At 67.3% G+C, this 13,080-nt stretch carries 9 protein-coding genes and 1 riboswitch; of the genes, 7 read left to right on the top strand and 2 right to left on the bottom strand.

Going from position 1 to position 13,080, the window contains the following annotated elements; translation table 11 throughout:
• Positions 1-252 precede the first annotated feature (252 nt).
• Together ACVCAG_RS35150 and ACVCAG_RS35145 are read left to right on the top strand one after the other, a co-directional pair.
• Entirely contained in the window at positions 253-585 is a 333-nt protein-coding gene (locus ACVCAG_RS35150; protein WP_447191157.1) for a helix-turn-helix domain-containing protein, read from the top strand.
• Between the two features lie 104 nt (positions 586-689).
• Entirely contained in the window at positions 690-1,457 is a 768-nt protein-coding gene (locus ACVCAG_RS35145; protein ID WP_447191156.1) for a hypothetical protein, read from the top strand.
• On the opposite strand, the gene cutA is transcribed toward ACVCAG_RS35145, so the two are convergent.
• The gene (gene cutA, locus ACVCAG_RS35140; protein WP_447191169.1) at positions 1,396-1,662 is read right to left on the bottom strand and encodes a divalent cation tolerance protein CutA; all 267 of its coding nucleotides are present in this window, start codon (positions 1,660-1,662) and stop codon (positions 1,396-1,398) included. The genes ACVCAG_RS35145 and cutA overlap by 62 nt on opposite strands.
• Before the next feature lie 182 nt (positions 1,663-1,844).
• Between cutA and ACVCAG_RS35135 the strand changes: the two genes are divergently transcribed.
• Positions 1,845-3,377 carry an ISL3 family transposase gene (locus ACVCAG_RS35135; RefSeq protein ID WP_447191155.1) on the top strand — a complete coding sequence of 511 codons (1,533 nt, stop codon included), beginning with the start codon at positions 1,845-1,847 and terminating at the stop codon, positions 3,375-3,377.
• Between the two features lie 480 nt (positions 3,378-3,857).
• A complete protein-coding gene (locus tag ACVCAG_RS35130) occupies positions 3,858-6,569 on the top strand; it encodes a hypothetical protein (RefSeq protein ID WP_447191154.1) in 2,712 nt (903 codons plus the stop codon).
• 306 nt (positions 6,570-6,875) lie between these two features.
• On the opposite strand, the gene ACVCAG_RS35125 is transcribed toward ACVCAG_RS35130, so the two are convergent.
• A complete protein-coding gene (locus tag ACVCAG_RS35125; RefSeq protein WP_440085758.1) occupies positions 6,876-7,610 on the bottom strand; it encodes an NrtR DNA-binding winged helix domain-containing protein in 735 nt (244 codons plus the stop codon).
• A 185-nt stretch (positions 7,611-7,795) separates the two neighbouring features.
• A riboswitch (cobalamin riboswitch) is annotated at positions 7,796-8,006 on the top strand.
• 110 nt (positions 8,007-8,116) lie between these two features.
• Here ACVCAG_RS35125 and metE point away from each other — a divergent pair.
• The 3 genes from metE to ACVCAG_RS35110 all read left to right on the top strand — a co-directional run bounded on the left by metE (position 8,117) and on the right by ACVCAG_RS35110 (position 12,587).
• Entirely contained in the window at positions 8,117-10,342 is a 2,226-nt protein-coding gene (metE, locus tag ACVCAG_RS35120; protein ID WP_447191153.1) for a 5-methyltetrahydropteroyltriglutamate--homocysteine S-methyltransferase, read from the top strand.
• A gap of 294 nt (positions 10,343-10,636) precedes the next feature.
• Positions 10,637-11,434 carry an SAM-dependent methyltransferase gene (locus tag ACVCAG_RS35115; protein WP_447191152.1) on the top strand — a complete coding sequence of 266 codons (798 nt, stop codon included), beginning with the start codon at positions 10,637-10,639 and terminating at the stop codon, positions 11,432-11,434.
• A 646-nt stretch (positions 11,435-12,080) separates the two neighbouring features.
• Positions 12,081-12,587: a lytic polysaccharide monooxygenase gene (locus tag ACVCAG_RS35110; protein ID WP_440085761.1), complete on the top strand. Its 507-nt coding sequence runs from the start codon at positions 12,081-12,083 to the stop codon at positions 12,585-12,587.
• Positions 12,588-13,080: the final 493 nt, after the last annotated feature.

Genomic DNA, 13,080 nt, shown 5'->3' with positions numbered 1-13,080 from the left:
GTTCCAGGAGATTGGCGAGGTAGAGCGAGCAGCCGACACCCTGCACGCGATCAGGGAGCAAGACACCAACGCGCGTCCGGTCGGCCGGCTACTCCGAAATGTAAGTCGAGGAGTAGAACGCCGTGAGCACCTCATGACAAGACCAGGCCACGAGTTGATCGCCGTGCCATTACTGAGGCTGAAGCTCGGGAGTTAGATCATCAGTGGTGATTTATGGCCGTTGGATGACCTCACGTTCGGTATGCCGGAGCTATGAGATATCCCGAAGGCGGTGAATTGACCGGCAAAGACCGAGCGCGACGTGAGGCGGTGCGACTGCAGGCGGCGGAGATGTTCGCGCAGGGAACGTCGCAGGCCGAGGTGGCGCGGTTGCTGCGGGTCTCGCCGATGTCGGCCGGCCGCTGGTATCGCACCTGGCAGGCCGGGGGAACCGCGGCGCTGGCCTCCAAAGGACCCGAGCTCATCACCGGCTTCTTCAACGAGACCGGCCTATCCTTCTCTCTCGGGGGCGACGCGTCAATGATGAGCTTGTCGTTTCGCTTTGCAAGCGCATTGCGCGATTACGTCGAATCGACGACTATCTAGGTGGTGCCGAAACCTATCCTCCCTATGCTGCTGAACTTGAGAGAACGAGCACACTCGTCAGCGAGGCCAGTTATACGGAGAAGACGGGAAGAGCGCTGCTAAGCGTGGTCAGCGAGCAAGCGCAGCAGGCGGGATGGGCTGCCTTCGACGCGGGATGGGCCAAGAGGGCGAGGCAGCTTTTCAAGAAAAGCTTGTCGGCCGCTACCGATGCCGGAGACACCGCCCTTCTTGCCAATTCGCCGGCGTTCCTGGCCCATCAGAAAGTAAGTTATGGCTCTCCGGGGATTCAGGAAGCGGATGCTTCGTGCCGGGTGGCGGAGCGAGGGACTCCCCCTGAGGTCAGGGCACTCCTGCTGGAGCGAGCGGCATGGGCGTACGCGTCTGAAGGGCAGAGATACCAGGTTGAGGTCGAAAGAGCCCTTGAAGAAGCCGGTAGGGCACTAGAGGAGAGCAGTGGTGAGCCGAACCCAGATTGGGCACTCTGGGTTGACCGGCTCGAACTTCAGATCATGACGGGGCGGTGCTGGGTCGCGCTGAATCAACCCGTTGAGGCCATCGCCGTTCTTGAGGATGCCCTCTCGAAATACGAGGACACCCACGCCCGGGACAAGTCCCTCTATACGACTTGGCTTTCGGAAGCGTATCTAGACGCCGGGGAGATCGAACGCGCATCCGCCGCCCTGAGTCAGTCGCTGAGCCTCTCCGTGGATGTCGCGTCGATTCGTCCACGCCAGCGCGTCAGTGCCGTTCTTGAGCGACTTGAGGATCACAGGTCGCTGTCATCCGTTGCCGAACTCTTCGACCGCATGGCTACGCCGTCGTCTTGCTCAGCCATTCCGAATACGGAGCCGACCCACCGTCAATCGATGTGAAGGTCACTTCAGGGTTGTTCCACGGATGCTCGGATATCAAATGTGCCTCCAAGTCCGGGTAGCGCTCCACAGTCGTCCTCAGGAAGATCTGCCACTCTTCCCCTTCGCCTATTTCTCCCTCATGCCAGAAAACAGACTGCGCAGGCCCGAAGACTTGGCCCGATGCTGCTAATTTCGCACGAACGGCAGATCTGAGAAGATTCATCGCCGCATCACGGCTGTCCACTGTGGTCGAAACCTGAAGGTAGCCAGTCATGTGGCCAAGCCTGGATCACTTCCCCGGATCCGGCACAGAAGAGTGAAGACGGCTTCCGGAGGGACTGTACGGTTTTCGGCTCTGTCGCAGATTCGGTGGTGACAAAAGGTTCGACTGCGTCACAGTGAGTCATGCATGATCTTGGTTGGCTTGTGACCGTGGTGTTCTCGGGGTTGTCGCCGCTGGTCGTGGAGGACGTCGCGGACGAGGGCGAGCGCATCCATGTGCGAGCGAGGACTCCGGCCGGGCCTGTCGCCTGCCCGGACTGCGGAGCTCCGACGGCGCGCGTGCACGGCCATTACGAGCGCACTGTCACGGATATCCCGGTCGACGCACGCGATGTAGTCGTGGTGGTGCGGATCCGCCGCCTGGTCTGCCCGACCCGCGGTTGTCGCCAGACCTTCCGTGAACAGCTGCCCGGCGTGCTGGAACGCTATCAGCGGCGCACGCCCCGCCTGGCCTCCCAGATCGGTGCGGTGGTCCGTGAGCTAGCCGGACGCGCCAGTCAACGAGTCTTATTCGCGCTGGCCGTACGGCTGTCTCGGCATACCGCCCTGCGCATCCTGCTGCGCCTGCCCTTGCCTCAGCCGCGGGTGCCCCAGGTGCTGGGCGTGGACGACTTCGCCCTGCGTCGGCGCCAGCGTTACGCCACCGTGCTCGTCGACGCTCAGACCCGCGAGCGCATCGACGTCCTGCCCGGCCGCACCGCAGACGTCCTGGAGGCGTGGCTACGCGCCCATCCCGGAGTGCAGATCGTGTGCCGGGACGGCTCGGGCGCCTATGCCGAAGCGATCCGCCGTGCGCTCCCATCCGCTATCCAGGTCACCGACCGCTGGCACCTGTGGCACAACTTCGGCGCGGCCGTCCTCAAAGAAGTCGCCGCCCACAGCGCCTGCTGGGCCAAAGACGGACCGCCCCCGCAAGAGGGCACACGCGCTCAGAGCACCCGCGAGCGCTGGCGGCAGATCCACGACCTGCTCGGCAAGGGTGTCGGCCTGCTGGAGTGCGCGCGCCGGTTGAACCTGTCACTCAACACGATCAAGCGCTACGCGCGGGTGAGCGAACCAATGCGCCTGCAGCGCGCTCCGCAGTACCGGCCTACCCTCGTTGATCCCTACCGTGACCACCTGCGGCGCCGCCGCGCCGACGACCCTGCCGTCCTCGTCCTGCACCTGTTCAACGAGATCAAAGCCCTGGGCTACCCAGGCAGCTTCAACCTGCTCTACCGCTACATCACTCAGGGCCGGGTCGAAGCCGACCGCCTGCCCATCTCCCCACGCCGCCTGGCCCGCCTCCTGCTCACCCGGCCCAACGACCTCAAAGACGAGCACCGGCGCCTCCTGAACGACCTCACCACCGCCTGTCCGGAGATGATCAATCTGGCCGGGCTGGTGCGCGGCTTCGCCGACCTGCTGCGACCGTGGGAGGGCAACGCCGATCGTCTCGACACCTGGATCGCCACCGCCAAGGCCGCCGATCTGCCTCATCTGCACGCCTTCATCCGTGGTCTTGACCAGGACCGCGATGCGGTACGTGCAGCCGTCACCTTGCCCTTCCACAACGGCGGCACCGAAGGTGTGAACACCAAGACCAAGCGGATCATGCGTCAGATGCACGGCAGAGCCGGCTTCGCACTACTCCGCCACCGCATCCTGTTGGGCTAACACTCCGTCACCACCGAAAGAGAGACAGAGCCGTTAACTGGACAGACCCCGTCTGACACCCTCGTGGCAGTTGGCACATGGATTACCGGGGGCGGCGGCGGTGCTCGGGGTCGAAGGCTGCTGTGTAGGTGATGGCCGGATGAGGCCACGCGGGGGCGGTGGTTACGGCGGTCCTGATCGTGACCGGTGGGGCGGAAGTGACGCAGCGGGTGCGGGGCGCCTTTGGGCGGTCGAGGCAGACTCGTCGGTCCGGCCCTTTTGGGTTTTGGCCTGTGGCTTCGCGTCGGTCGAGGTGTGCCAGGGAGGTTATCCGGTCCCGGCCGGGTGGATAGCGGATGGGTATGGGGCGGTCCTTAATCAAATGAGAACTTCGTTCGGTTTGTTTCGGTCTGACCTGACTTGCGGCGGTCATTGTGAGTATCGGGGAGATTGCCTAGCGTCAGCGCCGTGGGCCCTCCGGGCCCGGCTGGGAGGCATGCGATGGGGCTTTTGCGCAGCAAGACCACAGGATTCTCCGCGGTCGTCACGACGACGCTGAACCAACCGTGGACGTTGTGGTTCCTGCGCGGTGATGAGGCCGCGCTGGTCGACACGAAGGCTCTGCAATGGCACAAGCCGCTGGCACAGGCGTTCGACGGGGCGTTCGCCACTTTGCCCGAGCCGTTCGCCAGCTGCAGCGACGGCGTCATACGCCTGAGCCACAGCTCCACGCTCTTCCTGGCCGGCGACCAGTGCCTGGAGCAGGACTGGCACAAAAAAGTCCTCTACCGGGGGCCGATCACCAGCTACCCGGCCGTGGGAGCTTACATCCCGGCCGCGTTCCGCAGCGATCTCGATGTCGCCGTGCAGTTGCCCAACGTCTACGACATACGCCGCACCATGCTGATCAAGGGTGATCAGTGCGCGGTCATCGTGTGGGGCCAGGGCGTGGGCTATCAGGGCCCGCTGTCGGGCATGGAGGGCGCCGGGTGGAAGATGCTGCCCGAGGACATGAGCGGCGACTTTGATCACGCCGTTATGTGCCTGCCCGGCGGGGCGCATCGAACCTTGTTCATCAAGGGCGACAAGGCGATGGACTTCGACTGGGACACCGGCCCCATAGCCGTGGGCACCTGGGATGAGGTGATGGCCGGACTGGCCGCCCTGCCCGCCGACTACCAAAAGCCCCGCCTGCCGGCCGCGGGGCGGTTCATCGGCACCACCGAGGACGGTGGCTCAAAGATCGACCTGCGGGTCGACCTGGTCGGCGCGCTCCCGATCGTGTCCGGAGACATCTTCAACATCACCGATGACGGGGAGGAGTACGTCAACTCCTTCGTGCTGGACGGCGCCGAGCCGCTCGCCCTGCCGGGCGTTCTGGAGGGCACCGCGACCTATGCCGAGCCGACCACGCGGCTCGAGCTGTCGGTGACGGTCGACACGCTCGCCCCCGGCGGCACCGCCTTCGTCACCCGCAGCAGCACCGACGACGAACTCGAACCCGTCGTTTACACCTGCCCCTACGTCTCCCGGTTCCTGCGGACCATCGACTGGGAGATCGACTACGTCGCCGGCACCCAGCCGGTCAGTCAGTACGCCACCACCGACCACCCGCGCCCGCCCGGCCTGGACAAGCGGATCATGACGGCCCAGGCGGCCTACGCCGACGCCGGCGTCGAACTGCGCACCGCGGGCATCCCCAACGAGATCTCCATGGAGGGAGCCGGAGAGAATCTGGCCTGGTCGAAAGCCGAGCTGCACGCCGCGATGGTCAGCCACTTCAGCCTTCATCGCGACACCCAGCAGTGGAAGCTGTGGACCTTCATCGCCAACCGCTACGAGGACACCGACCCGACCCAAAAGAGCCGCATCGACGGGACCTCGTTCGACGACCGCGACGAGGACCCGAAGTTCCAGCGCCAGGGCATGGCCATCTTCTACGACGCCGCGGTGGAGGCCGGGTACGTCGGGCGGCGCGAAGGACTCTTCAGCTGCATCCACGAGATCGGCCACACCCTCAACCTGACCCACTCCTGGGAGAAGAACCTCAGCAACCCCCCGCAGCCGCTCGGGCCGCTGAAAGGCTACGGCGACCTGTCGTTCATGAACTACGCCGACGAGTACAAGGGCGAGCCAGAGGGCGAGGACCGCGAGGCCGCCTTCTACTCGAGGTTCACCTGGCAGTTCACCGAAAACGAGCTTCGCCACATCCGCCACGGCTTCTACAACCACGTCGTCATGGGCGGCAGCGCCTACGGGACCGACTCCGCCCACCGGCCCGCCCTGCCCGACGACGACCTGCCCGCCGCCAGCCGGTCCGGGCTGCGCCTGGAGGTCTCGGGCAAGGACACCTTCTCCCACGGCGAGCCCGTCACCGCCGAGATCAAACTGTCCCTGGACGGCAGCACGCCGACAGCGCAGGCCTTCGACGACCTCAAGCCCGGAGGGAGCCACCTCACCGTTCTGGTCACCGACCCGGCCGGTGCCACCCGGCCCTTCCAGCCCATCGCCCGCACCTGCGGACGGGCCCACCGCCTCACCCTGGACGCCGACACCCCCGCCCTGTATGACAGCGCCTACATCGGCTACGGCGCCGGCGGCTTCACCTTCGACCAGCCCGGCACCTACCGGCTCGCCGCCCGCTACTACGCCCCCGACGACTCCACCGTCGCCTCCCCCGAGCACCTCATCCAGATCAACCCGCCGGCCGACGAGAACGACAAGGCCGCCGGCGACCTGCTGATGGGCCCCCAGCAGGGCAAGCTACTGGCCCTGCTCGGCTCCGACGCACCCCAGCTCGCCGACGGCAACGCCGCCCTGGACCAGCTCATCGCCGACCACGGCGACCACCCCTTGGCGGTGTACGCGCGGATGGTCAAGGGCGCCAACGCCGGACGCCACTTCCTCACCCTCACCGAGGGCGGTGTCGAAGTCCGTCCCGCCGACACCGACACCAGCATCGAACAGCTCGGTGCGGTCGTGGAGACCACCCTGGACTCCGGCACCGACGCCGGCGTCGACAACATCACCCTGAACGAGACCATGCGCCGCCTTGCCCGCGCCCACGCCCGCGCCGGTGACCTCAAGCAGGCCGACACCGTCCTGGGCCAGCTCGTGGACACCTTCGCCGACAAGAACGTCCCGGCCCCCGTCCTGGCCACCATCACCGAGCAAGCCGAAGCCACCCGCACCCAGCTCCATGACCAGCCCTGACGATCAAACCTGAGGGCCCCGCACAGTGCGCCCCCGCCCCCTCACACGAGGGGGCGGGGGTGCCGCAGGATCACGACGGGCCACCGCAGCCCACCCCGAGCCGTCGAAGAATCGAACATCAGGCACGACGAGCCGGACGCCCGCACGCTGACACTCTCATGGCAGTTAGCAATAGTGTCAGCGGGCTGCGACATCAGATGTCAGTGACCGCGTCACGAGAGCGTCAGCGGTCGCGACACGAAAGTGTCAGTAAGTCACGCAGCTCCGCATAGGCGGTGACACGTGCGGTGAGGATCACGACGAGGCTCACTGCGTTGGTTCCTTTCCGTTTGGCGAGTCGGTGGGCCGGATCATCGGGGGGTTCAGAACGTCGCGAGGGCCGGCTTTGAACAGCCGAGCCGGTCGTCCGGTCGCGGCCTTCCGTGCCGAACCGGCAGAGACGATGAAGCCCTCGGTCTTCTGGACCTTGCGGTAGAAGTTGCGGGGGTCGAGTGGCATCCCCCATACCGCCTCGTACACGTCCTGGAGATCGGTGATCGTGAAGGTCGGCCTGCAGAAGGCTGTGGCGAGTGCGGAATGCTCAAGCTTGACGCGGGCGCGCTCGACGCCGTCCGCGACGATGTGCCGGTGGTCGAAAGCGAGCTTCAACGCTCCGGAAAGCACCCGGTCGGTGGATTGCCAGCCTGCGCGGGCGGCGTCGGTCCCGGCGATCGGCTCGGGCAGCCGAGGGGCGATGGCCAGATAGGCAACGCTCACCACCCGGCCGCGAGGGTCACGGCCAGGGTCGTCATAGACGCCGAGTTGCTCAAGGCGGAGTGTCTCGACATCCAGGTCGGCCTCCTCCGCCAGCTCCCGGTGAGCCGCCTCGATGAGGCTCTCTCCCGAATGCTGAAGGAAGCCGCCTGGCAGAGCTTGGGCACTCTTGCACGGCTCGATGCCACGCTCGACGAGGAGCACGTGCAGGCGCGATTCGCGCAAGGTAAGGATCACCAGGTCAACGGCGAGCAGGACGGCTGGTGGCTCCCATCGGTCATCGCTCATGGAGGCGACATTAGATTTCTGTCACTTTGACAGAAAGTAGCGCAATGGTTAGTTCTAGACAGCCACGGTCCGCTGAGGGTTACTTCACGCTGATGGGGATGAGCGCGCGGCCGGGTGATCGAAGGTGATCCCTGCCTCATCGATCCGCTGGGTGGCGTCCCGGTCCGGTGGGGGTGGGGGCGGGTTATGCTCGTGGCGCGGTTGGTTCTCCCGGTGCCGTGTTGGTGTCGGGAGTCGTAAGAGGGAACCCGGTGTGATTCCGGGACTGCCCCGCAGCGGTGAGTGGGAACGAACGCCGTCATCGGCACTGGGTGCGTGTCATCTGGGAAGCGACGGTCAGTAGGAGTGTGTGTGATGCCCGCGAGTCCGAAGACCTGCCAGCCGCTCGTGCGCCGTCCGGTGTGCGGTGATCCGTGGTCTCGTGGGAGGGCCTGGGATGGGTTTTTCCTGGGTGTTCCTTCCGTGTGGCCGTGGGTCGGCATGGCATGAGCCGAGGGAAGGACGCCATGAGCAAGGTCACCACGACCGTTTTGGGTTATCCCCGTATCGGGGGCCGTCGCGAGGTGAAGCGGGCGACGGAGGATCACTGGGCCGGGCGGGTCGACGCCGCCGGCTTGCAGGAGACGGCCGCCGGGTTGCGGCAAGGAGTGTGGCGGGAGCTGTCGGAGGCGGGGCTGGACGCGGTGCCGTCCAACACCTTCTCCTTGTATGACCACGTGCTGGACACCACCGTCATGGTGGGCGCGGTGCCCGAGCGGTTTTCCGGGGCCGCGGACCCGTACTTCGCGATGGCCCGCGGCGCCGAGGGGGTCGCACCGCTGGAGATGACCAAGTGGTTCGACACCAACTACCACTACCTGGTTCCGGAAGTGGGCCCCGAGACCCGGTTCCGGCTCGACTGGAGCAAGCCGCTGGCCGAGTACGCCGAAGCGCGGCGGCTGGGCGTCGAGACCCGGCCGGTGCTGGTCGGGCCGCTGTCGTTCCTGCTGCTGGCCAAGTCCACCGAGCCCGGCTTCGCGCCGTTGCGGCTGCTGGACGGCCTGCTGGAGACCTACGCCGAGCTGCTGGAGCGGATGGCCGCGGCGGGGGTGGCCGAGGTGCAGCTGGACGAGCCGGTACTGGCCGCCGACCATACGGAGGAGGAGCTGGCCGCGCTGCGCCGGGCCTACGCGCGGCTGGGGGAGCTCAGCAGCCGCCCCCGGCTGCTGGTGGCCACCTACTTCGGCGAGATCGGGCCCGCACTGGAGATCCTGGCCCGCAGCCGGGTCGAGGCCGTCGGCCTGGACTTCGTCTCGGCGCCCGGCAACCTGGAGGCGCTGGCCGCCGCCGGTGGGCTGCCCGGCAAGACCCTCGTCGCCGGGGTCGTCGACGGCCGCAACGTCTGGCGTACCGACATCGCGAAGGCGCTGGCGACCTGCGCCGCGCTGCTCGGCCTGAGCGACCGGCTGGTGGTGAGCACCTCCTGCTCGCTGCTGCACGTCCCGCTCGACCTGGACGCCGAGACCTCGCTGGACCCGCGGCTGCGCGAGCGGCTGGCCTTCGCCAGGCAGAAGGTCGACGAGGTCGTACGGATCGGCCGGGCGCTGAACGGCGAGGAGGTCGTCGCGGGGGAGAGGACCGTCGAGCGGTTCCTCAACCCCCGGGTGCGAGCCAGGCTGGATGCCCTGGGCGAGGGCAGCCCGCGCGCCCCGCACGCCGAGCGGCTCGCCGTGCAGAACGCCGACCTGGGCCTGCCGCCGCTGGCCACCACCACCATCGGCTCCTTCCCACAGACCGGCGAGGTGCGCCAGGCCCGCGCCGCCATGCGCTCGGGCGACATCGACAGGGCCGGGTACGAGCGCAGGATGGAGGCCGAGATCGACCGCGTCATCGCGCTGCAGGAGGACATCGGCCTGGACGTGCTGGTGCACGGCGAGCCCGAGCGCAACGACATGGTCCAGTACTTCGCCGAGATGCTGGAGGGCTACGCCGCCACCGAGCACGGCTGGGTGCAGTCGTACGGCAGCCGCTACGTCCGCCCGCCGATCCTGTTCGGCGACGTCTCCCGTCCCGAGCCGATGACGGTGCGCTGGGCCTCCTACGCGCAGTCGCGGACGAAGAAGCCGGTCAAGGGCATGCTCACCGGCCCGGTGACCATGCTGGCCTGGTCGTTCGTCCGCGACGACCAGCCACTGGGCGAGACCGCCAGGCAGGTGGCGCTGGCGTTGCGCGACGAGATCCGCGATCTTGAGGCGGCGGGCATCAGGATCATCCAGGTCGACGAGCCCGCGCTGCGGGAGCTGCTGCCGCTGCGGCGGGCCGACCACGAGGCATACCTGGAGTGGGCGGTCGCCGCGTTCCGGCTGGCCACCAGCGGGGTGGCCGACAGCACGCAGATCCACACCCACATGTGCTATTCGGAGTTCGGGGAGATCATCGGCGCGATCGGCGACCTGGACGCCGACGTGACCAGCGTCGAGGCGGCCCGCTCCCGGATGGAACTCCTGGACGACCTGCGCGCCTTCGGCTACGCGCGCGGCATCGGGCCCGGCGTGTGGGACATCCACTCGCCCAGGGTGCCCTCGGTCGGGGAGATCGAGGCCGCCCTGCGTACGGCCGCGGCCTCGGTGGATCCGGCCCTGCTCTGGGTCAACCCCGACTGCGGCCTGAAGACCCGCGACTACCCGGAGACGGAGGCCAGCCTCAGGAACATGGTCGAGGCTGCCCTGCGTGTCCGCGCGGAAGCGGTCTAGAGCCGGTTCAGAGGTTCGATCATGTGGCTGGGGTGAGGAGCTTCAGCCACATGATCGAGCCTCGGAGGCAGGGGCCGGTCTCGTGGCTTGCCGGGGTCCTGCGTCGCGGCGTCGCCAGGCGGGCCGGTGCGGAAGATCGTTGATCGAGCGCCTCTACGTTCGGCCGAGGTCGTGCATGCCGGAACGGCTGACTCCTGGCGAGCGCGCAGACCTCGCTCGGGCGGCCGGGGACCGATGTCCAGCCTTTGCGCGAAAAACGCCGATGAAGGAGCTTGATTCATTAACCTTTTGTCCATGGATATACCGGGCGTGGACTTGACCGTGCCGAGCGCGGCACGCATATACGACTACCTGCTGGGCGGCAAGGACCACTTCGCCTTGGATCGTGAAGCCGCCGATATGGTGCTCCAGTCCGTGCCGAACGCGCGCGAGAACGCCAGGGCCAACCGTGCCTTCCTGAGCCGGGCCGTGCGCACCCTCGTCGACGCGGGCGTCCGCCAGTTCCTCGACATCGGCGCCGGGTTGCCGACGCAGGAGAACGTTCATCAGGTGGCCCAGCGCGCGGCGCCGAGCTCACGGGTGGTCTACGTCGACAACGATCCCGTGGTGCTCGTCCATGCTCGCGCGCTGCTCGCCGACAACCCCGGCACGGTGGTCGTCCCGGCCGACATCCGCGACCCGGCCGCCCTGCTGCGGCACCCCACGGTCCACGACTACCTGGACTTCACCCAGCCGGTGGGAGTGTTATTGCTGGCCGTCCTGCACTTCATCCCCGACGACGAGGAGGCGGCCGGCATCATCGCCGAGATCCGTCGCCCGCTGGTGTCCGGCAGCTACGTGGCCATTTCCCACGGCCACCCCGGCGAGCTGACCGGAGACCTGGCGAAGAAGGGCCAGGAGCTGTACGGCCGCACCCGTCAGGGAGCCGTCGTCGGCCGCACCCGCGCGGACATGGCCGCGTGGCTCGAGGGCTTGGAGCTCCTGGCTCCGGGCATCGTCCCCGTCCAGGGCTGGCGCCCCGAGGACGACTTCGACCCCATCCCCGACCTCGCGGAACCCGGCATCTTCGGCATGGTCGCGAGAGTTCCGTAGGGGTCGCGTCCCTTCGGGAGACGTCCACCGGGTCCCGATGGTGATCCGTTCCAGGTTCACGAAACGGCCGGGGGAGACCTTCCCGCCGCGCGAGCACACCCACCTGCCGGCCGCCCGAGTCGACGCCGTCCACACGATCTGCGCCGAGCTCGGGCGCACCTCCTTCGCAGACGATGATCGCCGGGGCCGCTGCCCGTGGGCAGCCCGGCCTTTCTCGGGGCGGGTGACCGGCAAGGTCCACCTGCCGGTCGACCGGCGATGTCGTCCGCTGTCCTTCGTCTTGGCCGTGGGGCAAGCGTTGACCGTTTGACCGTGGGGCAAGCGGGGACAGCGCGCGGTTTCGCGCCGTCCTGGCTCGTATCAAGGTCCGGCCGCCCGTGTACCCGCCCTGCCGCGGCGGCCGCCGACAAGGCCTGCTCCCTCCCGTTCCTCCCGCGACAACCGCGGCCATCTGTGCCGACGCCACATCAGGGCCGTCATCCCCGAAAAGAGCGACCGGGCGGCCAACCGTGAGAACCGCCGCTCCCGGGGCCCGGCCGAAGGGGCCGTCGTGCCTGACCGGCTTCCGAATATTTCATGACTCGAATGTTTACTGTTAGGAAACTTTCTTTTATATTCGAGTCACCCCCCAGCGAAGGAGCAGGACATGCGCAGAACGGTCACCTTCCTCGCGATGGCGATCATCGCCGTCGCCTCGACCGTGTTCATCGCCTCGCCCGCCAACGCGCACGGCTACATCTCGTCGCCGCCGAGCCGCCAGGCCATGTGCGCCCAGGGCCGGGTCTCCAACTGCGGCGACATCATCTACGAGCCCCAGAGCGTGGAGGGCCCCAAGGGCCTGCGGAACTGCCACGCCAACATCGCCCGGTTCTCCCAGCTCAGCGACGAGAGCAAGGGCTGGCCGGCCACCAGCGTGGGCAACTCGGTCACCTTCAACTGGGTGCTGACCGCCCGCCACGCCACCAGCACGTGGGAGTACTACGTCGGCAACACCCGGATCGCGGTGTTCAACGACGGCGGCAGGCAGCCCGGCGCCACGGTCTCGCACAACGTGAACCTGGGTGGCAGGACCGGCCGTCTGAAGATCCTCGCCGTCTGGAACATCGCCGACACCGCCAACGCCTTTTACTCCTGCGTCGACCTGCAGCGCTGATCCGCGATCCGCGATCCGCGATCCGTGACCTCAAGACCCGATCCGGCCGGACCTGTCAGGTCCGGCCGGATCGGGCCGGCGAGGCCCGGCCCGTCAGAACCGAACCGCTCCCGCGCCCTCCGCGGCCCGACGGCGTCCCGCGCCGTCTCCGGCCCGATGGGCGCGGGGGCGGTTCGTCGTTCCATCACCTTCTTCGGACCCTCTCCCGGACGCTCCAGGAGAGGTCACCGGGGGCGGTCGCGTTGTCACACGAAAGGATCTACCTTGAATGGATCCGGAATGGCGGCCACGATGTCGTGGACATAGCAGCTCAAACTGTGCAACGCGGTTTTCGTATGCGCTTTAATTGCCGAAACCTCGGTGATTCAACTCAGCGGCAATGGGGAACAGATATCGTGCGTCCAGGGTTCCCGGCGCCCGTCGGGGCAGGGGTCGGCACTGTAGGGGTGGACGGTGACTCGTCGCACAAAAAGAATCACCGATGTCGCCACGG

It is taken from the genome of Streptosporangium sp. G12, assembly GCF_052983175.1.
The sequence above is the reverse complement of the archived record's forward strand: the minus strand, read 5'-3'. Positions and strand labels throughout refer to the sequence as shown.

Coding starts and splice junctions, on each gene's coding strand:
- ACVCAG_RS35150 (WP_447191157.1), top strand. CDS start 253: ATGAGATATCCCGAAGGCGGTGAATTGACCGGCAAAGACCGAGCGCGA.
- cutA (WP_447191169.1), bottom strand. CDS start 1,662: ATGAATCTTCTCAGATCTGCCGTTCGTGCGAAATTAGCAGCATCGGGC.
- ACVCAG_RS35135 (WP_447191155.1), top strand. CDS start 1,845: ATGCATGATCTTGGTTGGCTTGTGACCGTGGTGTTCTCGGGGTTGTCG.
- ACVCAG_RS35130 (WP_447191154.1), top strand. CDS start 3,858: ATGGGGCTTTTGCGCAGCAAGACCACAGGATTCTCCGCGGTCGTCACG.
- ACVCAG_RS35125 (WP_440085758.1), bottom strand. CDS start 7,610: ATGAGCGATGACCGATGGGAGCCACCAGCCGTCCTGCTCGCCGTTGAC.
- metE (WP_447191153.1), top strand. CDS start 8,117: ATGAGCAAGGTCACCACGACCGTTTTGGGTTATCCCCGTATCGGGGGC.
- ACVCAG_RS35115 (WP_447191152.1), top strand. CDS start 10,637: ATGGATATACCGGGCGTGGACTTGACCGTGCCGAGCGCGGCACGCATA.
- ACVCAG_RS35110 (WP_440085761.1), top strand. CDS start 12,081: ATGCGCAGAACGGTCACCTTCCTCGCGATGGCGATCATCGCCGTCGCC.